General features: G+C 61.7%; 20 protein-coding genes. 7 read left to right on the plus strand and 13 right to left on the minus strand.

Annotated elements, in window-relative coordinates; all coding sequences use genetic code 11:
- Positions 1-165: 165 nt before the first annotated feature.
- The 4 genes from H3028_RS12375 to H3028_RS12390 all read right to left on the minus strand — a co-directional run bounded on the left by H3028_RS12375 (position 166) and on the right by H3028_RS12390 (position 6277).
- Positions 166-2538 (minus strand): PAS domain-containing sensor histidine kinase, encoded by a 2373-nt coding sequence (locus H3028_RS12375; protein ID WP_181297308.1) that lies wholly within the window; start codon positions 2536-2538, stop codon positions 166-168.
- Positions 2539-2783: 245 nt separating this feature from the next.
- Positions 2784-4022, minus strand: coding sequence for a nucleoside permease (locus H3028_RS12380; protein ID WP_181297309.1), 1239 nt, complete (start codon positions 4020-4022; stop codon positions 2784-2786).
- Between the two features lie 42 nt (positions 4023-4064).
- Entirely contained in the window at positions 4065-5138 is a 1074-nt protein-coding gene (locus H3028_RS12385; RefSeq protein WP_181297310.1) for a sugar phosphate isomerase/epimerase, read from the minus strand.
- A gap of 8 nt (positions 5139-5146) precedes the next feature.
- Positions 5147-6277 (minus strand): Gfo/Idh/MocA family protein, encoded by a 1131-nt coding sequence (locus H3028_RS12390; RefSeq protein ID WP_181297492.1) that lies wholly within the window; start codon positions 6275-6277, stop codon positions 5147-5149.
- Positions 6278-6621: 344 nt separating this feature from the next.
- Between H3028_RS12390 and H3028_RS12395 the strand changes: the two genes are divergently transcribed.
- Complete coding sequence (locus tag H3028_RS12395; protein ID WP_181297311.1) at positions 6622-7635, plus strand: LacI family DNA-binding transcriptional regulator; 1014 nt, start codon at positions 6622-6624, stop codon at positions 7633-7635.
- Positions 7636-7656: 21 nt separating this feature from the next.
- Here the strand turns inward: H3028_RS12395 and H3028_RS12400 are convergent, their stop codons facing one another.
- From H3028_RS12400 to H3028_RS12410, 3 genes are all read right to left on the minus strand, one after another.
- The gene (locus H3028_RS12400; RefSeq protein WP_181297312.1) at positions 7657-8445 is read right to left on the minus strand and encodes an alpha/beta fold hydrolase; all 789 of its coding nucleotides are present in this window, start codon (positions 8443-8445) and stop codon (positions 7657-7659) included.
- Positions 8446-8674: 229 nt separating this feature from the next.
- The gene (locus H3028_RS12405) at positions 8675-10309 is read right to left on the minus strand and encodes an AMP-binding protein (protein ID WP_181297313.1); all 1635 of its coding nucleotides are present in this window, start codon (positions 10307-10309) and stop codon (positions 8675-8677) included.
- Positions 10310-10575: 266 nt separating this feature from the next.
- Positions 10576-10971, minus strand: coding sequence for a RidA family protein (locus H3028_RS12410; RefSeq protein WP_181297314.1), 396 nt, complete (start codon positions 10969-10971; stop codon positions 10576-10578).
- A gap of 140 nt (positions 10972-11111) precedes the next feature.
- On the opposite strand from H3028_RS12410, the gene H3028_RS12415 reads away from it, so the two are divergent.
- Positions 11112-12035 (plus strand): LysR family transcriptional regulator, encoded by a 924-nt coding sequence (locus H3028_RS12415; protein ID WP_181297315.1) that lies wholly within the window; start codon positions 11112-11114, stop codon positions 12033-12035.
- 63 nt (positions 12036-12098) lie between these two features.
- Here the strand turns inward: H3028_RS12415 and H3028_RS12420 are convergent, their stop codons facing one another.
- From H3028_RS12420 to H3028_RS12430, 3 genes are all read right to left on the minus strand, one after another.
- A complete protein-coding gene (locus tag H3028_RS12420) occupies positions 12099-12698 on the minus strand; it encodes a LysE family translocator (protein ID WP_181297493.1) in 600 nt (199 codons plus the stop codon).
- A gap of 89 nt (positions 12699-12787) precedes the next feature.
- Positions 12788-13633 (minus strand): AraC family transcriptional regulator, encoded by an 846-nt coding sequence (locus tag H3028_RS12425; RefSeq protein WP_181297316.1) that lies wholly within the window; start codon positions 13631-13633, stop codon positions 12788-12790.
- A 92-nt stretch (positions 13634-13725) separates the two neighbouring features.
- Positions 13726-14607: a LysR family transcriptional regulator gene (locus H3028_RS12430; RefSeq protein WP_181297317.1), complete on the minus strand. Its 882-nt coding sequence runs from the start codon at positions 14605-14607 to the stop codon at positions 13726-13728.
- 119 nt (positions 14608-14726) lie between these two features.
- Between H3028_RS12430 and H3028_RS12435 the strand changes: the two genes are divergently transcribed.
- Together H3028_RS12435 and H3028_RS12440 are read left to right on the plus strand one after the other, a co-directional pair.
- Positions 14727-15152, plus strand: coding sequence for a VOC family protein (locus tag H3028_RS12435; RefSeq protein ID WP_181297318.1), 426 nt, complete (start codon positions 14727-14729; stop codon positions 15150-15152).
- 136 nt (positions 15153-15288) lie between these two features.
- A complete protein-coding gene (locus H3028_RS12440; RefSeq protein WP_181297319.1) occupies positions 15289-16203 on the plus strand; it encodes a DMT family transporter in 915 nt (304 codons plus the stop codon).
- Positions 16204-16230: 27 nt separating this feature from the next.
- On the opposite strand, the gene H3028_RS12445 is transcribed toward H3028_RS12440, so the two are convergent.
- Both H3028_RS12445 and H3028_RS12450 read right to left on the minus strand, forming a co-directional pair.
- Positions 16231-16557 (minus strand): gamma-glutamylcyclotransferase family protein, encoded by a 327-nt coding sequence (locus H3028_RS12445; protein ID WP_181297320.1) that lies wholly within the window; start codon positions 16555-16557, stop codon positions 16231-16233.
- A 79-nt stretch (positions 16558-16636) separates the two neighbouring features.
- The gene (locus H3028_RS12450) at positions 16637-17461 is read right to left on the minus strand and encodes an AraC family transcriptional regulator (protein WP_181297321.1); all 825 of its coding nucleotides are present in this window, start codon (positions 17459-17461) and stop codon (positions 16637-16639) included.
- A gap of 208 nt (positions 17462-17669) precedes the next feature.
- On the opposite strand from H3028_RS12450, the gene H3028_RS12455 reads away from it, so the two are divergent.
- The 3 genes from H3028_RS12455 to H3028_RS12465 all read left to right on the plus strand — a co-directional run bounded on the left by H3028_RS12455 (position 17670) and on the right by H3028_RS12465 (position 21896).
- Positions 17670-18467 (plus strand): alpha/beta fold hydrolase, encoded by a 798-nt coding sequence (locus H3028_RS12455; RefSeq protein WP_181297322.1) that lies wholly within the window; start codon positions 17670-17672, stop codon positions 18465-18467.
- Positions 18468-18864: 397 nt separating this feature from the next.
- Positions 18865-20736, plus strand: a complete 1872-nt coding sequence (locus H3028_RS12460; protein WP_181297323.1) for a di-heme-cytochrome C peroxidase — start codon at positions 18865-18867, stop codon at positions 20734-20736.
- Positions 20737-20759: 23 nt separating this feature from the next.
- The gene (locus H3028_RS12465; protein ID WP_181297324.1) at positions 20760-21896 is read left to right on the plus strand and encodes a catalase family protein; all 1137 of its coding nucleotides are present in this window, start codon (positions 20760-20762) and stop codon (positions 21894-21896) included.
- A gap of 573 nt (positions 21897-22469) precedes the next feature.
- On the opposite strand, the gene fabF is transcribed toward H3028_RS12465, so the two are convergent.
- Positions 22470-23762 carry a beta-ketoacyl-ACP synthase II gene (fabF, locus tag H3028_RS12475; protein WP_181297325.1) on the minus strand — a complete coding sequence of 431 codons (1293 nt, stop codon included), beginning with the start codon at positions 23760-23762 and terminating at the stop codon, positions 22470-22472.
- Between the last annotated feature and the right edge of the window lie 23 nt (positions 23763-23785).

A 23785-nucleotide genomic window follows, 5' to 3' on the forward strand; every position in this document is an offset into this window, starting at 1 on the left:
CAGGCTGAACGGTTGCGCATGATATTGCCCGCCTTGACCACAGCCAAACGCTGCGGCCTTCTGAGGGAGGCTGGGCTTTCGCGCGATCCCGCCATGCCCCGTACAGTGCCGGCAACAGCGTCGCGCCTCGTTAAAGCAACGCAACCGACCCTGAACATACTCCGCCTATGCCCGCTTCCGTTCCGAAGCGGATGGCCGCATCCAGAGAATGAATCGTGAACCCCGCCCCACCTCGCTCTCGACGGTTAAATCGCCTCCCAGCCGCTGAGCGATACGCCGGCTGATCGCAAGGCCGATACCGGCGCCGGACTGGGCATCGGGATCCAACTGGGTGTACTCCTGGAAAACCATTTCCTGCTTGTCTTGGGCTATACCCGGCCCGGTGTCGGTCACGGTGAGCGCCACCCAGGTCCCCGCTTGGGGGCCACCTGAATGTCGCAGTTCCGCATCGATGATCACCTGGCTTTGCGGGGCGTACTTCACGGCGTTGGACAGTAGATTGGCCAGGATCTGCCGCAAGCGCACCGGATCCGTCTCAGCCTGCAAACCCTTTGGCACGCGCACTTGCACATCGACACCAACGGCCATCGCCTGTGCTCGAAAATCCTCTGCCACCTCATGTGCCGCCCTGCCGACATCGGTCTCTACGCACTGAAACTTGAAACTTCCCGACTCGGCCCGGGCGAGCTCCAACAGGTCGTCAATCAGCCCAACGGAGGTACGGATGGCCCGGCGGATTCCCTGGATGCTCTCGCATTGTTTGGCATTGAGTTGGCCGATTCTGCCACTCTCAAGCAGCCAGCAATGCCCATCGGCCGCACTCAGAGGATTCCTCACATCGTGGCTGAAGCCCCACATGAGCCTGGCCCTGCTCTCGGTTACTCGCTCCAGCTCGGCGCGCCGACGATCGGCCTCGGCTCTGGCCTCCCGTTCGCTCTCGAGCAGCCGTTCACGCTCCTCATCGTGTCGCTTTCGTTCCGAGATATCCGTTAGCGTCCCAATCCACCGGACGATTGCGCCAGTGGTGTTCCGCTGCGGCATGGCCTGCCCAAGAAACCAACAATAAGACCCATCGGCCGCCCGAAAGCGATACTCCACTGCATAGGGCTCACCGGTGCGCAATGATTGCTCCCAGCGCGCCACCGTGCGATCCACATCGTCGGGATGTAGCAGATGGAGCCACCCTACTCCCCAGGTATATTCCAGATCCGCTCCGGTGAACTCGTACCAGCGACGGCTGAAATAGGTGTGATAGCCATCGGGGTCGGTGGTCCAGATGTGCTGCGGAATCATATCGACAAGCAGACGGTAGCGCTCCTCGCTCTCCCGAAGCTTTTCCTCTGCCAGCTTGCGTGTAGTCACGTCGCGGAAATAGACCGACAGGCCATCGTCGGAAGGAAACGCGCGGACATCGAACCAGATTCCCAACGGGGGGTAATACTCCTCGAATTCGACCGGCTGCCGGCTCTCCATCGCCCGCTGGAATTCCAGCTGGAACGTAGCGCCGACCGCTTCAGGAAACTCTTCCCAGACATTACGACCGAGCAGGCCCTCGCGAGGTCTCCGGAGTAGCCGCTCCGCTTCATGATTCAAGTAAGTGAAACGCCACTGCGTATCGATGGCGTAGAACGCGTCGGTAACGCTCTCCAATACGCTGGCGAGCCGCTCGCGGGCCTCTCGCTCACGCACGAGGAGCCGCTCATGCTCCGTATCGGAAACATGCCATACGTGTGCCTGACGAATGGCGAAGCCCGCAAACAGAACAACGAGGAAGACAACCAGTAACGCGATACCGAACGCCGCATCGACGAGGCCTGCATGATAGGCATCCCGCACCAGCCAGCCGAGCATCAATGGGCCAATAAACGCGGCGAGAGTCAGCCGACGCAGCAAGTATCCGGCCGCACTGTTGCCCAGGTACCACGCCGCCGGGCCACGCGACGGCTCGGCAAAAAATGTTCCTATCGCCAGTGCAGCGAACGAAAGCCCCGTTGCGAAGGACGCTCCGCCCAAGCCGTTCGCCCCGCCGACCAGCCTCGAGCCATAGGCGTGTCCCACGAGGCCGACCAATGCGACCATCAGCGTCAAGGCAACCCCCAAACCCATCCATGCATCCAGGCGTCGATATCGGGCGCCGAGCAAAAGCAAGGATGCATTGAGCAATATAAGAGCTGCCCCGGTGGTAGGGTGCGGCCATCGCATCCACCGGGAGGCAACGGCATCAGGGGGTCCGTCCCCAGCGTCCCAGCCTGCCAGCTGCGCCACGACCGTTGCGAGACCAAGCATAAGGCCTGCGCCAGCCGCTAGAAATCCCGAAACGCGTGTTCCCTGGCCGCGCGGACCACCAGAGAGGACCAGGGCGGCCGCAGCCAGTAAAACGCCGGCAGAAGTTGCCGGGGCCATGAAGGGCGAGACGACGGAGCTTTGCCACAGATGCACGAGCGAGAGGAGTGCAACTGCCGCCGCTACGATTGCGCAGGCCGGCGTGACCAGCGCGGCAAGGAAAGTCCTGCGGTCAGTTTCCGGCGCTCTTGCCATGAACAATGCCCACCGAGACAGCTGCTTTCAGGCCATGGTGCAGCCTGCTCTACGAAGCTACAACCCGGCAGCCAGTTGCCATCACGCTCTAGCAAGGCATTCTCCAGCCCCGTCGATGCCACTTGCAGTGACGCGCTCCAACTGTCAGCTCTGCTCTGGCGGGCATGCGACGCCCGATGCGACGCAGGCGCCCGCATTAGGTGTCAGGGCGCCCGAATACTGACTGACGCCCGTCCCCGGTGAGCTCAGGCGGTCTTGGCAGCCGTCGACAGCCCTGCTGGGCGTTGTTCGCGAAACGCGAGCAGGAATGTCAGGAACACGCCGAGTGCGAACACGGCGGGGAACAGCCAGATGCTCTGCCAGTCGTGCCCCTCGACCGTGGCGAAATGATCGGTCACCTTACCCGCCACCCAAAAGCCGATGAGCATGCCGACGCCATAGGTCGCCAGTGTGATCAGCCCTTGTGCGGAACCTTTGAAAGTTTCGCCCGCCTTGGCGTCCGTATAGATCTGTCCGGAGACGAAGAAGAAGTCGTAGCAGATCCCGTGCAAGGCAATGCCGGCAACGAGCATGAAGAGCAGATCGCCGTTGTTACCGTAGGCGAACAGTGCATAGCGCAGCGTCCAGGCGAGCATGCCCAGCAGCAGCGTTTTCTTGATCCCGAAGCGCTGGATGAACAGCGGTAGCAGCAGCATGAACAGCACCTCGGAAATCTGCCCCAAGGTCATCTTGCCGGTTGGATTGTCGACGCCGATTTCGGCGAGAAACGGGTTGGCGTTCTGGTAATAGAAGGCCAGCGGAATGCAGATCAACACCGAGGCGAGGAAGAAGATGGCAAAGCTGCGGTCCTTCAATAGCTTGAGCGCATCCAGCCCGAGCATTTCCTTCAGCCCGCCCTGCTCTCGCCGAGCCAGCGGCGGCGTGCTCGGTAGGCTGAAACTGTACAGCCCGAGCAGTGCCGACGCGATGGCGCACATCAGGAAGGTGTTGCGCAAAGCCCCGCCTGCGATGGCTTGCTGCGAATCCCAACCGAACAGAAAACTGATGACCAGCCCTGCGATGATCCAGCCGACCGTGCCCCATACGCGGATCTTCGAGAACTCCTGCGCCGGGTCGCGCATCTGCCTGAAGGCCACGGCATTCACCAGCGCCAGGGTCGGCATGTAGACGATCATGTAGCCCAGCACATACGGGTAGAACACGCCGAAATCAGGCGCTCGATAAAGCTGGAACAACAGCACGGCGCCGACTAGGTGAAGGATAGCCAGCAAGCGCTCGGCGTTGAAGTAGCGATCGGCGATCAGCCCGATCACGAACGGCGCCAGGATTGCGCCCCATGACTGAGTCGAAAATGCCATGCCGATCTGGCCGCCGTTCGCGCCCAGGTTGTTGGCCAGGAAGGTACCGAGGGTGACGAACCACCCGCCCCAGATGAAGAACTGCAGGAACATCATCAGGCTCAGCCGTACGTTCAGTGTGCTCATGGTCTTGTCCTTGTTGTTGTGCACGTTTGTTAGCAAAGCGCCTTAATCGAGTCCCAGCAGCCGGCGGTTTCTCGAGGTACTGCTTGTAACCCCGGCGAAATCGTCGAAGGCCCGCGTGGCGCGGTTGATCAACTGCTGTTGAATAAAATGGGCGCCTTCCTCCGCCCCCTGCGCTGCGTCCTTGAGACAGCACTCCCACTCGAGCACCGCCCATCCGTCGTAGCCGTACTGCGTCAACTTGCTGAATATCTGCTTGAAATCGACTTGGCCGTCTCCCAGCGAACGAAACCGGCCTGGGCGCTCGACCCAGTCCTGATAGCCGCCGTAAACACCAGAGCGGGCGTCCGGACGGAACTCGGCGTCCTTGACGTGAAACATGCCGATGCGCTCGTGGTAGCGGTCGATGAAGCCGAGGTAGTCCAGTTGCTGTAAAAGCAGGTGGCTAGGGTCATAGAGAATCTTCGCGCGGGGGTGATGGCCGATCACCTCGAGAAAACGTTCGAATGAGGCGCCGTCATGCAGGTCCTCGCCGGGATGGATCTCGAAGCACAGGTCCACCCCGGCTTCGTCGAACGCGTTGAGAATAGGTCGCCAGCGACGCGCCAGCTCGGCGAAGCCATCTTCGATCAGGCCACTCGGGCGCTGCGGCCAGGGATACATATACGGCCATAACAGCGCACCGGAGAACGTCGCATGGGCTGTGAGTCCCAAACGCTGACTGGCTTTAGCGGCAAGCCGCAATTGATCCATGGCCCAATCGGTGCGGGCCTTCGGTTTGCCACGCAATTCGACCGGTGCGAAGTCATCGAACAGATCGTCGAATGCCGGATGCACCGCGACCAGCTGACCCTGCAGATGAGTCGACAACTCGCTTATCTCAACACCAGCTTCGGCACAGAGCCCCTTGAGCTCGTCGCAATAGGTCTGGCTCTCGGCGGCTCTGTGCAGATCCAGGCATTGCGTGCCAAGCGTTGGCAGCTGAACCCCGCAATAGCCGAGCGACGCCGCCCAACCCACGAGATTTTGAAGATTATCGAAGGGCGTTTGCGATCCGAGAAACTGCGCCAGGAAGATAGCCGGGCCGCGAATACCCCTGGATGTCTTAGCGTTATCCATGTGCATACCTATCGCTCGGTGGCTGCGAAAGCCGTCCACTTGCTGTCGCTGCGATGGCTGGCGATGACCGTTTCGATGAAGGCCATGCCGCGTAGACCAGCCTCAATACCAGGCACATCGGGCACCTCACCCGTGCGGATGCCAGTGGCAAAGTCGTTGTAAAGATTGGCCATCGCCTCGAGATAACCCTCCGGGTGCCCAGCAGGCAGGCGCAGCCGTCGGAGCGTTTCGTCGCACAGCTCGTGTCGATCGACCCCGGCGCGGAGCACTCTCAATGCCTTGCCAAGCGGGCGGTGGATCAAGCTGTTCGGCTCCTCCTGACGCCACTCAAGACCGCCTCGTTCGCCATAAAGGCGCAACCTCAAGCCGTTTTCCTCGCCAGCGCAGACCTGGCTGGCGATAAGCACGCCACTGGCGCCGTTATCGGTCTGGAACAGCACGGCGCCATCGTCGTCGAGCTGCCGCCCGTCTACGTGAACACCCAGATCGGCACATAGGCGCTCGATGCGCTGGCCGCTGGCGAACTCGGCGAGGCTGAAGGCATGGATGCCAATGTCACCCATGCAACCGCTCGGCCCGGCCTGCTCCGGCTCGCCTCGCCAGGCGGCCTGCTTGTTGCCGCGCCCCGCCTGGTCCTCGCTCAGCCAACCCTGCGGATACTCGACATAGATCTTGCGCAAGCGTCCAAGCCTGCCGGTTTGAACCATATGCCGCGCCTGCCAGACCATGGGATAGCCTTGGTAGGTATGGGCCAAACCATAAAATTGGCCGCTGGTGGCCTGTGTGGTGGCGAGACGCTGAACCTCGGCCAGCGACAGTGCCGCCGGTTTCTCGGAAAACACATGGAAGCCCGTACGCAACGCAGCCTCGGCAACGGGTGCGTGGAGATGATTGGGCGTGACAATGGCCAGCAGCTCCATGCGCTGCTCAGCCGGTCGTCCCTCCTCACCGGCCAGCAGCGCCTCCCAGGAGGAATAGCAACGCTCGGGATCAAGGTGCAGCGCCTCGCCGCTTCGCCTGTTGTTATCGGGGTCGCGGCTGAATGCGCCGCAGACCAGCTCGATCTGCCCGTCGAGGCGCATCGCTTGGCGGTGCACTTGACCGATGAATGCTCCCTCGCCGCCTCCCACCATGCCCATCCGAACCTTGGCCCGACTGGCTAAAGCCATTTTTCACCCCACTTGTCGTTCTGGTCAGCGGACTATGTAACCGGTTACATTGATCAGAAAGCTAGCACCAAAGTAAAGGCTGTCAAGCTGATGAATGGCCTCCAGTAGCAATCGGCAGCCAATGCTGCCCCGAGCAAGGACCGATGAAAAAGAGCGCTGGAACGAGTCCTTGGCCATAAGACTGCGCCGGTCGAGGCCGACGGTTACGTCCAATAGCTCATGCATGAGTCAAACGGCTGTTCACAAACAAACGGTGCGGTACGCTATCCGCTTGCCGGCCCTTCATCATGACCGGCGCCAATCGCCGAGGAGTTATGCCAAACATTCGCAAGGTGGCCGAACTGGCTGGCGTCTCCGTTGCCACCGTATCGCGCACGTTGAAGACGCCCGAAAGGGTTTCCCCACAGACGCGTGACCGTGTGCATGCTGCGGTCGAGCAGGCTGGCTATCGCCCGAACCTGATGGCCGTGCAGTTCCGTTCGCGCAAGACGCGTAACCTCGTTGTGCTGGTTCCGGTGATCGCCAACGTATTCTTCGCCCGCGTCATCAGCGGCATTCAGGAAGCCGCGCAGGCATTCGACTACCGCGTGCTGTTGTGCGATACCCGAGGTCGGGAGGAAGTCGAGACGGCGTATGCCGAGCTGGTCCACGCGCACCAGGCCGACGGCGTCATCCAGTTGCGCGCCTTCAACCCGTTCGGCGAGACCTGCCGTCACGGTGACAGCCCACCACCGATGGTCAACGCCTGCGAAGTGCTCGATACGCCGCCCTGCCCCACTGTTCGCCTGGACAACCGTGCCGCCGCTCGCGCGATGACCGAGCACCTGCTCGATCTGGGCCATCGCCGCATCGGCTTGATCAAAGGGCCGCAGGGCAGCCCACTGACACGCGAGCGTATCGCCGGATATGAAGATGCTCTCAAAGCAGCGGGCGTCGCACCCGACCCCGAGCTGCTGTGCCGGGGCAATTTCACCTTGCAGTCCGGCTATGACGCCGCCGACCAGCTATTAGGCTGCTCGGACCGGCCCACGGCAATCTTCTGCGAAAACGATGAGATGGCGATCGGCGCCATCCAGCGCATCCGCCAGTCCGGCTTACGTGTTCCGCAGGACATTTCTGTTGCCGGATTCGATGACATTCCCTTCGCCGCGTTCTGCGATCCCCCCTTGACGACCATCGCGCAGCCCGCCGAGGCATTCGGGCGGCACGCAGTCGAAATGCTGGTGGCTCAGTTCGAGAAGCGCCCCCTCGACACCCCTCATCTGATCCTGCCTTACACACTGGTCGTGCGCGGCAGCACAGCGGTTGCTACGACCTGCGAGGTTTAAACCGCGCACCGGCTCGCGCCATCAACAAACCATTACGTGAAGAAACTCATCAACAGCCCTAATGACCACGTCAGCCTGCTCCCGGTGCGGGACATGATGACAAGCCTCTAGCAGCAACGTTTGGGTAACGCCGCTCGCCAGCGCGGCGATATGTTGCGGATGCGCCACCGAACCGTATTCGTCCTCGACGCCGTGGATGGCAAGCAGTGGGCAGGCGAAGCCTGGTGCACTGTCCTCCAGCGTCCAGCCGGCATAGCCTTCAGAAAGCCAGGTGTCGATCCAGGCCGAGAGCACCCACTCGGCTTTTTCGCCGTGGTATTTGCGTAACCGATCCAGCTGGCCAGGTTCTGCAAACGCGGCTTGGGCCTGGCGGATGCCTTGCAGGGTTCGGTCTTCAACAAAGGCCTGGGCCGATTCGGTGATCAGCGCAAGGCAATGTCGCGGGTAGCGCGCCGCCACGCTGGCTGCCATTGCGCCGCCCACGCTGTGGCCGAACGCGACGAAATGCTCAACATCCAGGCCTTGCCACACAGGCGGGAAGAAGTACTCGGCTTCATCGCGGATGAAGTGAGGCGACCAACCACCTGGATGCGACGCGGACCGGCCAAAGCCAAGCCGGTCATAAGCAATCACATCGCGTGCGGTGGCGGCCGCGAGCCGCTCGGGGAAATCGCGCCATAGCTCAACGCAGCCGAGCGAATCATGTAGCAGGATGATGGGTGTCTTGCGCGCCCGATTGGTGCGCCAGCGCCGAGTGAAGACATCGCCATGTTCGGTGGGAAGATAGCGGTCTTCGATTTCGATGTTCATCTGAATCCTTAGCACCAAGGCCAACGCCGGGCGCCCGCAGGCGCGGTAAAACAGTGTGTCGGTCACACCCGAATCGCGCGCCAGAGGGATGGCTTCAAAGCGATAATCCGCCCCGCCAGATCGAGTTTCGTCCAGGTTTTCGGGTTCAAAGCGCTCGCCATGAACGGCCAATCAGCCAACCGCTGATTGTTAGCGCACCCGATCAAGGGCGCGCTTTCGGCGCCTGGTTTCAGCTGACCGCCGCGGCCGGTTGCTGCAGCGCAGTCTTTTCCCGATCGCGCAGCAGGAATCGCTGGATCTTGCCGCTCGGGGTTTTGGGCAGCTCGTCGACGAACTCGATTTCGCGTGGATAAGCGTGAGCGGACAGGCGCTTGCGCACATGTTGCTGCAGCTGTTCAGCCAGCACCGTGCCACCGTTCTGGCCGGCATGCAGCACGACGAACGTCTTTACCAGCTCGGTGCGCTCCGGATCGGGCTTTCCGATCACCGCCGCTTCGATCACTGCGGGGTGTTCGACCAAGGCACTCTCGACATCGAAGGGACCGACACGGTAGCCGGACGTGGTAATCACATCGTCGGCGCGGCCCACGAAGCTGATGCTTCCATCATCGTTCATCTCGACCGTGTCACCGCTCAGGTAGTAATTGCCGACGAAAGCCTTGGTCTTGATGCCGACGTAGCCCGAGAACCAGAGCAGCGGCGATCGGCTGCGGTCCAGCGCAAGCATGCCGGGCTTGCCTGGCTCCAGCTCACGCTGCTGGTCGTCCAGTACCACCACGCGGTGTCCGGGCATGGCGTAGCCTGCAGTGCCGATACTGACCGCATGGCTCAATGCGTGGTGATTGCACAACACCATGCCGAGCTCGGTCTGCCCATAGTGGTCGTGGATGGTGCAGCCAAGGCCGTCGCGGAACCAGCGGATGACCTCGGGCGTGAGCGGCTCGCCGGCGCTGCTCACGGCGCGCAGGCAACCTTTGATCTGGCCTTCCACCTCGCTTCTGGCTGCCAGCAACAGTCGGAATGCAGTCGGTGATCCCGCCATGTTGGTGATCGCATGATCGCGCATAACACGGCAGGTACTTTCAACGGTGAAGCCGCCTTCGTAGAACAGCGTGCTGTGCCCCATTGCCAATGGTCCGGTGACGGCGTAGTACAAGCCGTAGGCCCAACCCGGATCGGCGATGTTCCAGAAGTTGTCTTCGGGGCGAAGATCAACCGCATCCCGCATGTAGGTGACGAAGGCAACGATGGCTTTAAGCGGCACATGCAGCTGTTTCGCCGGCCCAGTGGTGCCGGAGGTAAACATGGCCAGAAAAGGCGCCTCGCCATTCAGCAACACCGGCTCGAATTCGGCGGATTGGCGATTCACCTGAGTCCAGAAGTCCTCCGCACCGTCACCCACCACGAGCCGTCGCGGCGCTGCCTCGATGGCGTCCAGCTTCTCGCTGTCAGCCGCGTCGGTGACCACCATCTTCGCGCCGGACTCTTTGATACGGTGCTCGACCGCTTTGGGGCCGAAGGCGGTGAAAAGCGGCTGGTAGATGGCTCCGAGGCGCCAGGCGCCAAGGATGGTAACAAGCAACTCGGGGGTACGCGGCAGCAAGCCGGCAACGGTATCGCCCGGCTGTATGCCGTAGCTGGTCAGGAGATTGGCGAAACGAGCAGCGGCATCCTTGAGCTGAGCGAATGTCCAGTCGGCACGCTGACCGTCGCGGCCTTCCCAGTGCAGCGCGACCTTGTCCGAATCGGCATGACGATCGCAGCATTCGACGCAGGCGTTCATGGCAGACAGGTTGCCTGAAAGAATCTCCGCTACCGTCTGGTCGTAGTCGAACTCGCTGGCCGCAGTGGCATAGTCGCGCATGACTGGCTCCTGGATTTCTTGTTATTGGTCCCTGGATATTGGCTCCGCGTGGCTCCGGCAACAATGGCAAAAGCCTTCAAACTGGGTGAATGTTTTGGACAAGCATTGCTGGCCCGACGGAAGGTGTGCTCGGCGTTCGATAGCCTTCAAACGCCAGTGATCGTCATCGCCCTGATGCACGACGGGCTGTACGAGAGAGGGTGAGCCATGCTGGCGCGACTTCAATCTGTAGCCGCAGCTTCTCACCCGCTCCGATCCGGTCAGCCTCAGCCTTCCGGTAGCTTTACGATCACCTTGATTTCGAACTGGAAGCCATAGAGCCAGGTGACGCCAACCGCAGTCAGCGTTGGGTGCGGCGCGTGTCCCCAGTACTCGGGCACGACCTTCCAGATGGTTTCGAACGTCGTCTGCGGATCGACCATGAACACAGTGACGTCAGCCACATCATCGAACGTGCAGCTCGCTGCTTTCAGGATCGCGTTCAAGTTCTCGAATGCGAGCCGCACCTGAGCCTCCAGATCGGGCTCCGGCGAGCCATCCTCACGGCTACCAACCTGTCCCGAAACGAACAGAAAGCCACTAGCGCGGATCGCCGGCGAATAGCGATTGCGCTCGTAGAGCGCCTGGCGTCCGGGTGGAAAAACAACGTTACGCTGGTTCATCAGATACCTCCCTAGATAGTCGTCGCCGACCAGTGATTGGCGACGAGTTGAATCTAGGCGGGCCGACCCGTACGGATAAACCGGCGCGTCTACCCATCACTGTTTGTAGAATCCAAACAATCCTTTAGGCCGGAGCAGAGATGGACCGTTTTGATGCGATGAGGGCATTCGCCCGTGTGGTGGAAACCGGCAGTTTCACCAAGGCGGCTGAAACCCTGCACATGAGCAAGACCACCGTGACGCAACTGGTGCAGCAGTTAGAGGCTCGGTTGCGCGTCAGACTGCTCAACCGCACCACACGCAAGGTCAATGTCACGGCCGACGGCGCCGCCTATTACGAGCGTGTGGTTCGCCTGCTGGCCGACATGGACGATGCCGAGACCAGCCTGTCCAGCGCCGCGGCGTTGCCCAGGGGCCGGCTGCGGGTAGATGTGCCCAGCCCCTTTGCTCGGATGATTCTGGTGCCGGCGCTGCCCGCGTTCCATGCGCGGTACCCGGACATTCAGCTGGACATGGGTGTGAGTGATCGGACGGTCGATCTGATCGGCGAGAACGTGGACTGTGTCGTGCGCGGTGGCGAACTCACCGACCAGTCGCTGATGGCTCGGCACGTCGGCGACCTGCGGCTCGGGGTCTATGCGGCGCCGAGCTACCTGGAGCGCGCCGGCATACCCGCTCACCCGCTGGAACTGCAGGACACGCACCACCGCATTGTGGGCTTTCTCTGGGCACGCACCGGCCAGGTTTTCCCCTATTCCATGCACTGCAACGGTGAGAGCATCAAGGTGCTGGGTCGCTATGTGCTCTCGGTCGACGATGGCAATGCCTACCTCGCAGCCGGCTTAGCCGGCATGGGTGTCCTCTGGCTACCGGACTACATGTCCAGGGATCATCTGGAGCGCGGCGAGTTGCTTCCCCTGTTCGAAAGCTGGCAACTCGACTCGATGCCCATGTACATCGCCTTTCCCCCGAACCGACATGTCAGCGCCAAGCTGCGCGTGTTCATCGACTGGATCGCTGAGCTGATGGCCCAGCATGCGCCTATCACCGGCCGGCGCGGTTAGAGACTGGCACACTGGAACTACGACGGAGGCGATGGGCTTTGCGGCTGGCCCAGACTCAGCCAATCACGGCAGCAGCGTTGCCAAAGCGGACAGAAACAACAGTGCCGCCAGGCTCCGATTGACCATCACCCGCCGTGCTTTGGGTCCCAGAAACGCTGCCGCGCCTTGTCCAAGCAGCGCCCAGGCCCCCAGACACGGCAGAGAGATACAGAAGAACACCAGCGACAGCTGCGTCACATCGTGCCAATGCTCAGCGCCGGGGCGGGCGAACACGCTGATGACCGCGACCGCCATCATCCAGGCCTTCGGATTGACCAGCTGCAAGCCTGCCGAGGCCAGAAAGCCGATGCGTGGCCCCGTCGCCTGGCCGTCCACGCGCTCGGGTTCCGGGCTCGTATAGATCTGCCAGGCGAGATAGCTCAGCCACAAGATACCGAGCCCCTTCATCAAGCCCTGCAGAACGACGTGCGTCGCCATCGCATCGCCGACTCCGAGGCCAACCGTCAACACCACCAGAGCGGCACCCGCGCAGCCCCCGAGCACGATCGGCAAGGCGCCGACAAAACCGAAACGCACGCTGTGGCTGAGCACCAGCACATTGGTCGGCCCCGGGGTAATGGACGCCACGAAGGCGAACAGAGCGAACGGCAGGAGTTCGATCATGTCAGACGCCCCCACGGACATAGTAGAAATATCGCTCATTGTGGTCCGGCTCCTGAGTAGCTACAGGTGCCAGTCTGAGGACCGCATGATTAGACGTCTGGAAGATTCGAGCAGCGCGTGCGGTAGTGCGCCGGTGTCAGCCCGTACGCGCGCCGAAACCACCGGCCGAGGTGGCTTTGATCGGCAAAGCCGAGAATGGACGCGACTTCGGCGGGTGCTTCTCCGCGTGCCAGCAGGTGTCGCGCCCGTGCCAGCCGCAACTGGATGAGGTAAGCATGCGGTGCGAGCCCGAACGCCGCCTTGAACGCCCGCGACAAGCGAAAGCGACTGACACCAGTCACCGCGGCCAGCTCGTCCAGACCGATATCCTGGTCGAAATGCGCATGCAAGTAGTCGCGTGCACGAATGGCGACACGCGGCAGCCGCGGGTCGTCTTGCCGTGCCTGCCGCCAATGTAAGTGGTCGCCCAGGTTAAGCAGCAACTCATCGAGTGCCGTCTCGCGCACAATGCGCAAGTCGCGTTGCTCCAGCGCATGGAACGCGTTGGCAATGGCGGCCAGCAACTGGGGGCGCTCCGTCAGGGTTCTATCGAATCCAGGTACGCCACAGGCGAGCGGCGTATCGTCGAGCGTGCGCAACTCCCGCTCGAGCCAGGCCGGCTCCAGGTACAGCATCGAATAGGTGAACCCGCCGTCGGCAGGCGCATCACCGTCGTGGATTTCGCCGGGCTCGAGCAGAAAGATCTGGCCAGGGGTGCTCTGGTGCACCGCCCCCCGGCAGTTGAATTGCTGAACGCCCTGTTCGGTGAAGCCGATCAGATAGCTGTCATGCCAATGAGGGTCGTATGCATGCCCCTCGAAGTGCGCACGAATGGTCTCGATGCCGGTGTCGGCATCCTGGCGAAGGGAGATCCAGCTGCGATCGTGGGTGTGCATCGAGCGCTCGGGCAAGAGGTATCAGCGTGCGAGGGGACGATCCTAGTACGGACCCAAACGGTTTGTCTGGAACATTCGTGCAGATGCTCATCTCAATGCGCTTTCTCGTCACTCAGCTCGCCCCGCAGGCAGCGCCGAAACAACTGATGCAGCGGCAGTTGCTGCGCGCTGTGGCGGCTGACCAGCATCAATTCACGATAAAAGGTGGCATTGCTGAGCGACAGTATGCGGACCGTCGGTTCACGCTCCAGCCACAGTCCAGCCTTGGGCACCAGTGCCACGCCCAGGCCACTTTCGACCATCTTGACGATGGCCTCGAGCTCGTCGAGTTCCAGTCCTGGGCGCACCTCCAGACGGTGTTTGCGCAGGAAATGGCTGACCTGGCGGCCACCGAACGAGCTCCGGTCGTACCGCACGAGAGGATGCTCGGCGAGCAACTGAAACGGGTCGTCACCTTCAACATCCATGGGCGCGATCAGTACGAACGGCTCCTGCCGGATCAGCTCGGCGTGCAGCTCCTTCGGCAGCGCAAATGGTGGTCGGATCATCACTGCGAGATCGATGTCACCGGCATCGACTTGTGACAGCAGGTTCAACGAAACACCAGGGACGAGCTTGGGCGCGACACCTGGCGCCTCATGCCGCAAACGCAACAGAACCGATGGCAGCAGCCCTGTCTGCACGGTGGCGATAGCGCCGATGCGCAGTTCGCCACGGTAGTCAGAGAGCGACTCTGGCTGGCCCATCAGTGCGAAGGTTTCGAGAATCTGCTCGGCCAGCGGCAGCGCGCGCAGCCCAGCAGCGTTGAGATACGCCGAGCGCCCCGTTCGATCGAACAGACGCAGGCCTAAAGTTTCTTCGAGATTCTTGATCTGGGCGCTCACCGCCGATTGCGTCAGTCCGATCTGGTTGCCCGCCGCCGCGAAGCTGCCACAGCGGGCAATGGCAAGAAAGGTTTTGATCTCTCGTATCATGGACAGCGCTCGTATGATCGATATTTTTGAGGCTCGGATCAAAACATATCCGTTGTGGGCGGGCGCGGCAAATCGGCCAGAATGGCACCGCTGTTCCCACTAGAAAGAAGGAAGCCCCAATGAGCCTCTCGCCTTTTCACCTTGCGATTCCCGTTTACGACTTGCCTGCAGCTCGCCATTTTTACGGCGAAGTATTCGGCCTTGCCGAAGGGCGCTCATCCGAGCATTGGGTCGACTTCGATTTCTACGGGCATCAACTCGTCATCCATGAGCACCCGAAGACCCAATCCCAGGATGCGGCACACACCAACGCAGTGGACGGCCACGACGTGCCGGTGCCCCACTTCGGTATCGTCCTGAGCTGGCCAGAGTGGGAAGCCTTGGCCGAGCGCCTGCGTTCGCTGGGCACTCAATTCGTCATCGAGCCTTATGTGCGCTTCAAGGGCCAGGTCGGCGAGCAGGCCACCATGTTCCTCTTCGACCCCTGCGGCAATGCGCTGGAATTCAAGGCCTTCAAAGACATGAGCCAGCTGTTCGCCAAGTGACCGAGGCTGTTGCGTGCCGATCGATATGGCGACCGGCACGTGATGCGTAGATATGACGAAGTCGGTCAGTTGGGCGCCGCATCGCGGCTCGCCTGGTAGCGGTGACCTTGCCCTGCGCCCTTACCGAGACGAATAGATGGATTCTCGTAAACCCTTGGACGCGATGGCCGTCGGTCTGATGCTGATGCTCTGCCTGATCTGGAGCATGCAGCAGATCGCGTTGAAGGCGACCGCGGCGGATTTCTCGCCGGTATTGCAGATTGCCTTGCGCTCGGGTGCGGGAGCGTTGCTGGTCGCGATACTGATGCTCTGGCGTCGCGAACGGCTGACCATCGCGCAGGGTATGTGGAAGCCTGGGTGTCTGGCCGGCATCTGCTTTGCGCTGGAGTTTCTGCTGGTTGGCGAGGCCGTTCGGCACACCTCGGCGGGGCATGTCGTGGTATTCGTCTACACCGCGCCGGTATTCGCCGCGCTCGGCCTGCACTGGAAGCTGCCGAACGAGCGCCTGGCCCCACTGCAGTGGATCGGCATTGGGCTGGCCTTCACCGGAATCGCCGTCGCCTTCCTGCGGGGCGCTAATGCCCAGGCCGGTTTATCCAGCGTGCTATGGGGTGATTTCCTCGCCCTGCTTGCCGGCGCTGCCTGGGGATCGACCACAGTGCTGATCCGCGCTTCTCGACTGTCCGCTCTACCCGCAACCCAGACGCTTCTGTACCAGCTGGTGATGGGTTTCGCCCTGCTGCTACCGGTTGCCTTTTTGATCGGCCACACCACGTTCAACCCAACCCCGTTGGTCTGGCTGAGCCTGGGTTTCCAATCGCTGGTCGTCTCGTTCGCCAGCTTCCTCCTCTGGTTCGCCCTGCTCCGCCGTTACCTCGCCTCGCGCCTGGGCGTGCTTTCCTTTCTTACGCCACTGCTGGCCGTCGCGCTCGGGGCCTGGTTGCTGGCCGAGCCCATCGAACCGGGCTTTGTTGTCGGTGGCGTCCTGGCGCTGAGCGGCATCGTGCTGGTCAGTGGCTACGGCTGGCTTGCATCAGTCATGAGACGCTAGCTGCACGGACGGCAACATCGTCCAGGTTCACTTCCTGAGTGCGTAGACGTACGCCTCGACGGTCTCTCCGTTGGCGAGCCGAACGGCAGTCGGTGAACGTAAGTAGGCGTCGCCCTCGAACGCATCGAGCGCTGGCCAATGCGGGGCGAGTTGCTCGGAGCTAAAGACCAGGCCATCGATCGTCTCACCCTGCTCGTCCAGATCGAGCCCGGGGAAACCCATCGCTGCACCCCACCCCTCCGCGCGCAGCGTCCCCGTCACGCTCGCCGGCTCCCAGCAGCCGGGCACTTCGGCCAAAATGTGCTCGTTCGGCCGGCCAGGCGCGAGCGATCCATATACAAACAGTCTCTCCATCTTCAACCTCGTCTCGATGGCAGCGCTACCGCCGCCATGCAACATGAATGTGATCCGTCGACCGATCGGCCACTGCGTATCACGCAGTCAGCGCAGCCTGCCATTCGCGCGGGCTCGCGCCGGTCTTGCGACGGAAAGCGCGCGCCAGAGCGGATGGACTCTCGTAACCGACCTCATCGGCGATCAATGCAATCGGTCGCCCCTCGCGGAGGCGCTTCTGCGCCAGGCTGATGCGCCAGCTGGTGAGGTAGTCGGCAGGCGTCTGCCCTACTACCGCTCGGAAACTGGCAGCAAAGCTGGCACGCGACATATTCGATTCGGCTGCCAGCTCGGCCACTGACCAGGCGCGTTCGGGTTCTGCGTGCATCAACGTCATCGCACGAGCCAGGCGCAGGTCCGCGAGACCGGCCATCATCCCAGAACTCATCGTCTGGCTCGCCATCAGGTGGCGCAGCATCTGGACGATCAGCAGCTCAAACAGACGCCCCATGACCGCCTCGCGACCGCAGTAGCTGGCGATCGCTTCCTCGAAGAGCCAGGCCAGCGCACCACTGAGAATCGGCGCTTCGGCAATCGGCAGCAGCAACACATCAGGCAGCGCGTCAGCAAGCGGGTTATTCGCCCCGCCATCGAAACGCAACGTCGCACAGACCAGTCGCGCGCCCTCCGCTTCACTCGCGATCATGCGATGTCGGTATGGACGTGGAAACACCATCACCGTTGGTTCGGTCAGCCTGATGTCAGTGTTGTCTGCCAGACGCAAGGTCATGGTGCCTTCGTGCAGCACGTGGATGTATCCCACCTGGTCTGCAGTTTCGAACGCAGCGATGCCGCAGAGCTCCCCACTGTGATACAGCCCCGCGTGCATACCGAAGTGGGTAAGCAGGCTCGATAAACGATCCATGGTCAAAGCCTCAATTAGACGATCAGTAGCTTATTGTCGACGATCTGAATCCCAAGCGCCGAGCCCCCTGCGCATTATGAATCCGCACCTGACGCATGGCGCTCTCCGAGTTCTGAGCCGCTTCCAGTGTTGGTGCTCCGGTCCGCTGAGCGAAGCCAGCGACCAATACCCGAACCCGAGCCATCTCATCGAAAGGTAGAACATCGTCATGACCACTGCATCGAATACCCGCAAAACCATCGCCGCCGCCCTTCTCACCGCTTCCACGTTCGGCAGTGCCGTCAGCCACGCGGCCGACAAGCCCACCGTGATTCTGGTACACGGTGCTTTTGCCGAATCTTCGAGCTGGAACGGCGTTGCCGCTCGGCTGATCGATCAAGGCTATCCAGTCGTCGCTGCCGCGAACCCGCTGCGCGGCGTGGCGAACGATGCCAAGTACGTGTCTACTCTTATCGAGCAAACTGCCGGCCCCATCGTGCTGGTCGGTCACTCATACGGCGGCAGCGTCATCACCAACGCGGTAAACGGCAGCGAGAAGGTCAAGGCGTTGGTTTACGTCGCTGCGTTCGCACCGACAGCAGGAGAAAGCGCAGCGACCCTGGCAGGCAAGTTTCCCGGCGGGACACTCGGCCCGACCTTGGCAGAACCTGTGCAGTTGAGCGATGGCAACCAGGACCTGTACATCCAGCAGGACAAATTCGCCGAGCAGTTCGCGTCCGACGTTGCGCCGGCCGAAGCGGCCCTTATGGCCGCAACCCAACGGCCCATTACCGCAGCCGCGTTGAACGAAGAGAGCCGGCATTCCGCCTGGGACTACGTGCCGTCCTGGTTCGTCTACGGCACGGGTGACAAGAACATCCCGGAAGCCGCGCTGAAGTTCATGGCCGACCGTGCCGGCTCGAAGAAAACGGTGAGCATCCCCGGCGCATCCCACGTCGTCATGACCTCCCATCCAGACGAAGTGGTTGCCCTGATCACCGAAGCGGCCGAGGCCACCGCCCAGTAATAACCATGGCAGCACGTGCCGGTCGATGGGCTGGCCTCGTCGACCGGGCGGTTTCATTCAATGAAAAGATTGATCTGTACGCCCTTGCTCCTGCATGGATGGAATGATTCGCTGCGTTGCTAGGTAAGGGCCCGGCACGGCGGCTCCAGCTACGGCCTCGGCAATGTCATGGATCAATCTTGGTTATGCCGGGGGGCAATGATGATCGGCTACAGGTCAGCTAATGCAGCTCGCCGCATGCGTTCGGTCAATGCAGTCTCGTCGATATAACCCAGACATAGGATCTACGGGGCTCGTGGCGGGCCAGTGAGTCAGCTAGCGCCTAGCGGCATATTGCCACCACCAATAAATCCTGCCATAACTTCGCGTTTATCACTGCATTAACAAGGATGTATCGATGCGATCGCTGCGATGTGCCCTGCTTGGGCTGCTTTCTCTGGCCGTGCTGGCGGCTGGCGCTGGGTTGTATTTCGTGGCCTATCCGAACCTGCCGGATTACGAGACGCCAAAGGGGTTTCGCTATCTCGACCAATGGAGCGAGGCGGACCGACACGTCTTCTACTACACGCCGCAAGGTACTCAGGTTAAGGGGCTGGAGTACGACTGGTTCCGAGCGCTGGAGCTGCCCTTCAGCCAGGAAAAGTTCGCCGCGCCCAACTACCTAGCACGCTTCGGTTTTCTGATCGATCCCCGCCAGCAAGCCACAGCACAGAACCCGGGAAATTTGCCGGTCGGTTTTGCCCGTCATGAGGATGATGAAACCGGGCGTGCCTATCTGGATATCACTTGTGCGAGCTGCCATACCGGCGAGCTGCGCTACAACGGCCAGGCCATCCGTATCGATGGCGGCGCCGCGATGCATTCGCTGGCCTCGACGGTGCCTACCGTGCGTGGCGGCTCCTTCGGTCAGGCGCTCGGCATGAGCATGGCATTCACTTACTACAACCCTCTCAAGTTCCGCCGCTTCGCCCACGAAGTGCTGGGCGTGAACGACGAACGCGACCGCGATCAGCTGCGCCACGACTTTAAGCAGGTGCTCGACCGGCTACTTGGCACGGCCTATAACGACTGGCACCGCGGCCTGTATCCGACAGAGGAAGGCTTTGGCCGCACCGATGCCTTCGGCCGCATCGCCAACACGGTGTTTGGCGATGCGCTCGATCCGACAAACTACCGCATCGCCAACGCGCCAGTGAGTTACCCGCAGCTCTGGGACATCTGGAAGTTCGATTGGGTGCAGTGGAACGGTTCGGCCATGCAGCCGATGGCCCGCAATATTGGTGAAGCCTTGGGCGTCGGGGCTCGGATGCAACTTTTGCAAGAAAACGGCCAACCGGTACCCGAGGCCGGGCGTTATGCCTCCGGTGTGCGCGTGCGCGACCTGCATACCCTGGAAACTACTCTGATGCGCCTTGCGCCGCCGCGCTGGCCCGAGGAGGTATTGGGCAAAATCGACCTTGAGCAGGCCAGCCTCGGTAGAGCGCTGTACGGCGAGAATTGTGCGTACTGCCATGAGGCCACACCCAAACCGGTCGACAAACGCTTTGCGCCCGACCGCGATCCAGAATGGCGCATGCGAGTGGTGCCCATCTCGATCGTCGGGACCGATCCGAACACGGCGGACAACATCGCCGATCACCGCTTCGATCTGACCCGCCTGGGTTGGACCCAAGGGGAGCTGGATCGGCTGGATGTGCGCCTGTACGGCACATCGTCCGGGCCACTGGACCTGAGCAGCGTTTCCAGTGCCAAGGGCCTGGCCTACATCACCGCCTATGTGGAGGATCGCGCCTATCGCGACGCCGGTATCGGTCCGCAAGAACGCGCCGATTTCAACGGCTACGGCCTGCCGATTGGCGTGCAGGAACTGCGCGGGTACAAGGCACGGCCGCTGGACGGCATCTGGGCGACTCCGCCATTCCTGCATAACGGCTCGGTACCGACGCTCTTTCAGTTGCTGTCACCTGTAGCCGAGCGACAAAAGACTTTCTGGGTCGGCAGTCGCGAGTACGACCCGAAGCACGCGGGCATCCGCACAGAGCGCTTCAAAGGCGGCTTCCTGTTCGATACCTCAACCACCGGTAACAGCAATCGCGGGCATGAATTCCGCGCAGGTTGTCGCGGCGAAGGCGTCATTGGCAGGGCGCTGGCGCCGCACGAGCGCTGGGCGTTGGTGGAATACCTCAAGGTACTCGGCGATCCGCGCATCGAGCCGCTGCTGGAAGAGCTTCCGCCGCGCCCCTACAACCCCGGGCGCACCTGCCCCTGATGGTCTGCACAAGGATTTGCATAATGCTCAAGAGATTCTGGCTCTGGCTCGGTCGCCTGCTTGGCCGATTGCTGATCGCCGTAGTTGCGCTTGGCCTCGTCGGCTGGGCAATTGGCGCCCTCGTCTTTCATTCCAAGTACAGCGGGCCCGTTTCCACAGAAGAAGTGATCGCGCCAACAGAGGATGCCGACACCCAGGCGATCATTGCGGACGCCATCGCTGTAGTCGAACAGCACCGCGATAACACCCGTGTGCTGCGTGACGCGCATGCCAAGGCCCACGGATGCGTGAGGGCTGAAGTTAGAGTCCGTGAGGATATCGCTCCCGCGCTTCGATACGGCGTGCTCAGCGAGCCAGGCAAACAGTGGGACGCCTGGATGCGCCTGTCCAACGGCAACGCCTATCCGCAGTTCGATCGCATCAACGACGCTCGCGGCATGGCAATCAAGCTGCTCGAGGTACCTGGAGACAAGCTCACCGCTGGTCCACGCCACGCCGGCGACCAGGACTTCGTGATGTTCAACCACCCGGTATTCTTCGTCCGCGATGTTGCCGAGTACCGCAGTAATTTCGCGGCCCAGGCCGAGGGCAAGAAGGTGCTGGCTTTCTTCCCCAATGCCGACCCCCGCAGCTGGGAGCTGCGGCATTTGGTGATTGCGCTGCAGACGCTCGCCCCCGCTCCGCAGAGCCCGGTTGCGACCACCTACAGCTCGGTGGCGCCGTACAAGCTCGGCCCGCACAACATTAAATACCGGGTCACCCCTGCTCCCGAACAATGCCCAGACTACCGATTGCCGGAGCAGAACCGCGACCTGCCGAACTTCCTGCGCAGCGCACTCTATCAGCAGCTATCGCTGGACCGAGCCCCGGCCTGCTTTGTCCTGCAAGTACAAAGGCAGAACGCCGCTTATTACATGCCCATCGAGGACACCAGTATCGAGTGGGACGAGGCGATCTCTCCCTTCGAGACGGTTGCCGATGTCAGGCTGCCCGCGCAGGATTTCGACAGTCCCGAGCAAAATATTGATTGCGACAACCTATCCTTCAATCCTTGGCATGCCCTTCCCGAACACCGCCCCATCGGGGGCATAAACCGCTTGCGCAAAGCCGTCTACGAATCCATCAGCAGCTATCGGCTTGAGCGTAACGGTGCGAACTAACGCACCATACGTTAACCACACTGACGTTCGCCTTCTCCGGCACGGGAGAGCCAAACCAAAGCGTCTGTAAACTTGGCGGCGCTTACCCTATCGCCAGCCCGCCAAAAGCTGCATCTGCGCGTCGTTTGGTCCACGTACCGCGCGTGACGCACGAGTCTTCGTCTTGTTTCTCCAAGTGTGAATGCTGCACCTCGATGTGTCCAAAGTTGCGGTCACATCCGTTTGAGACACGCCGTAGCGGGCCGCGCTGTCTGCTGAGACGCGCTTCGGTGTGCGGTGTTGAAATAACGCTGGTGAGTATTGCGGTAGGCCACTTGGGGAAATTTCAACCTGGATGGTCGGGCTCCGCGACCGAGTCGAATATCCAGCGACGGAACGCGGCGACCTTGGGTCGTTCGTGCTGGGCTTCGGGGTAAACCAGATAGTAGGCAAAGTCCTCTAGCAATGTGACCTCCGCATTGAGCCACTTGACGAAGACCGTGTAGACATTCCAGAAGACGGGGCTGTGGTTAAGTTGAGCGCAACTTCGGGCCGCCTTTCTAAGAGGCGGCCTCTTCCGCTTAGGGGCAGGCGCTATCCACGAGAGGGCTCCCAGCGCTTGAACAGCACGCTGGCATTGACACCGCCGAATCCGAACCCATTCGACATGGCGTACTTCATCGGCATTTTCCGCGCGCTCAGGCCAACCAGATCGAGCCCTTCAGCCGCCTCGTCGGGATTCATCAGGTTCAGTGTGGGAGGAACGACCTGGTCGCGTAGCGCCAGGACGGTGAAGATGGCTTCGATACCACCGGCGGCGCCCAGAAGATGCCCTGTACTGGACTTGGTCGAGGTAATGGCCACCCCCGAACCCGTCCCGAAAACCGAGCGGATGGCCGCCAGTTCGCCCCGGTCGCCAACCTGAGTCGACGTCGCATGGGCGTTGATGTGCTGAACCTCACCCGTAGCTACGCCGGCCTGCTTGAGCGCCTGCTTCATTGCCCGTCGCGCACCGTTTCCATCGGCAGGGCCGGCAGTCAGGTGATAGGCATCTGCGCTCGTACCGTACCCGACCAACTCGGCTAAGGGTTGCGCGCCGCGGGCCAGAGCGTGCTCGAGCGATTCGATGACTAACAGGCCAGCACCCTCGGCCATGACGAAGCCTTCCCGGTCACGGTCGAACGGACGAGACGCCTGCTGCGGGCGATCGTTGAATCCGGTTGAAAGTGCACGTGCAGCCGCGAAGCTTCCGAGGGTGACGCGATGAATCGCCGCCTCGGTCCCGCCGCATATGGCGATGTCAGCTTCACCGCTACGGATCAGCCGCGCCGCGTCGCCAATGGCTTGCACGCCAGCGGCGCAGGCAGTGACAGGCGCGCCGAGCGGGCCCTTGAAGCCATGCTGTATAGAGATGTGCCCGGCCGCCATATTGGCGAGAAACGACGGCGCCGTGAACGGTGAAAGCCGGCGTGGCCCTCGATTGTCAGTGGTGCGCACAGCCTCAGCGATAGCATCGAATCCACCGACGCCCGAGGCGATGATGGTCGCGGTTCGCTGCTGCCCTGCCTCGTCGGCAGGATGCCAGCCTGCGTGTGCAAGTGCTTCCTGCGCAGCGACAAGCGCGAACTCGATGAAACGATCCATCTTCTTGCGATCCTTCGCAGCGATATAGCGTTCCGGGTCATAGCCCGCCTCGCTATCCTCCGCCACGCTTGGCACGCGCCCCGCTATGCTGCACCCGGTCCCCTCTGCCAAATCCTCAGGCAGCGCGCGAATACCCGACTGGCCTGCCAACAGACGAGACCACGCAACCTGCGTTCCACATCCCAATGGACCCACGAGCCCGGTTCCCGTGACGACTACTCGGACCGCATTCTGAACACTCATGTCATACCTCGCTATTTTTGAAT

The sequence above is a fragment of the Pseudomonas sp. Q2-TVG4-2 genome, from assembly GCF_013620795.1.
Taxonomy (GTDB): Bacteria; Pseudomonadota; Gammaproteobacteria; order Pseudomonadales; family Pseudomonadaceae; genus Stutzerimonas.

Bases quoted from the DNA above. Each gene is read 5' to 3' on its own strand.
- H3028_RS12465 (WP_181297324.1), top strand. From the start codon at position 20,760: ATGCTCAAGAGATTCTGGCTCTGGCTCGGTCGCCTGCTTGGCCGATTG.
- H3028_RS12410 (WP_181297314.1), bottom strand. From the start codon at position 10,971: ATGAACCAGCGTAACGTTGTTTTTCCACCCGGACGCCAGGCGCTCTAC.
- H3028_RS12380 (WP_181297309.1), bottom strand. From the start codon at position 4,022: ATGAGCACACTGAACGTACGGCTGAGCCTGATGATGTTCCTGCAGTTC.
- H3028_RS12440 (WP_181297319.1), top strand. From the start codon at position 15,289: ATGGATTCTCGTAAACCCTTGGACGCGATGGCCGTCGGTCTGATGCTG.
- H3028_RS12390 (WP_181297492.1), bottom strand. From the start codon at position 6,277: ATGGGCATGGTGGGAGGCGGCGAGGGAGCATTCATCGGTCAAGTGCAC.
- H3028_RS12430 (WP_181297317.1), bottom strand. From the start codon at position 14,607: ATGATACGAGAGATCAAAACCTTTCTTGCCATTGCCCGCTGTGGCAGC.
- H3028_RS12425 (WP_181297316.1), bottom strand. From the start codon at position 13,633: ATGCACACCCACGATCGCAGCTGGATCTCCCTTCGCCAGGATGCCGAC.
- H3028_RS12395 (WP_181297311.1), top strand. From the start codon at position 6,622: ATGCCAAACATTCGCAAGGTGGCCGAACTGGCTGGCGTCTCCGTTGCC.
- H3028_RS12450 (WP_181297321.1), bottom strand. From the start codon at position 17,461: ATGGATCGTTTATCGAGCCTGCTTACCCACTTCGGTATGCACGCGGGG.
- H3028_RS12375 (WP_181297308.1), bottom strand. From the start codon at position 2,538: ATGGCAAGAGCGCCGGAAACTGACCGCAGGACTTTCCTTGCCGCGCTG.
- H3028_RS12405 (WP_181297313.1), bottom strand. From the start codon at position 10,309: ATGCGCGACTATGCCACTGCGGCCAGCGAGTTCGACTACGACCAGACG.
- H3028_RS12400 (WP_181297312.1), bottom strand. From the start codon at position 8,445: ATGAACATCGAAATCGAAGACCGCTATCTTCCCACCGAACATGGCGAT.
- H3028_RS12385 (WP_181297310.1), bottom strand. From the start codon at position 5,138: ATGGATAACGCTAAGACATCCAGGGGTATTCGCGGCCCGGCTATCTTC.
- fabF (WP_181297325.1), bottom strand. From the start codon at position 23,762: ATGAGTGTTCAGAATGCGGTCCGAGTAGTCGTCACGGGAACCGGGCTC.
- H3028_RS12455 (WP_181297322.1), top strand. From the start codon at position 17,670: ATGACCACTGCATCGAATACCCGCAAAACCATCGCCGCCGCCCTTCTC.
- H3028_RS12460 (WP_181297323.1), top strand. From the start codon at position 18,865: ATGCGATCGCTGCGATGTGCCCTGCTTGGGCTGCTTTCTCTGGCCGTG.
- H3028_RS12445 (WP_181297320.1), bottom strand. From the start codon at position 16,557: ATGGAGAGACTGTTTGTATATGGATCGCTCGCGCCTGGCCGGCCGAAC.
- H3028_RS12420 (WP_181297493.1), bottom strand. From the start codon at position 12,698: ATGATCGAACTCCTGCCGTTCGCTCTGTTCGCCTTCGTGGCGTCCATT.
- H3028_RS12435 (WP_181297318.1), top strand. From the start codon at position 14,727: ATGAGCCTCTCGCCTTTTCACCTTGCGATTCCCGTTTACGACTTGCCT.
- H3028_RS12415 (WP_181297315.1), top strand. From the start codon at position 11,112: ATGGACCGTTTTGATGCGATGAGGGCATTCGCCCGTGTGGTGGAAACC.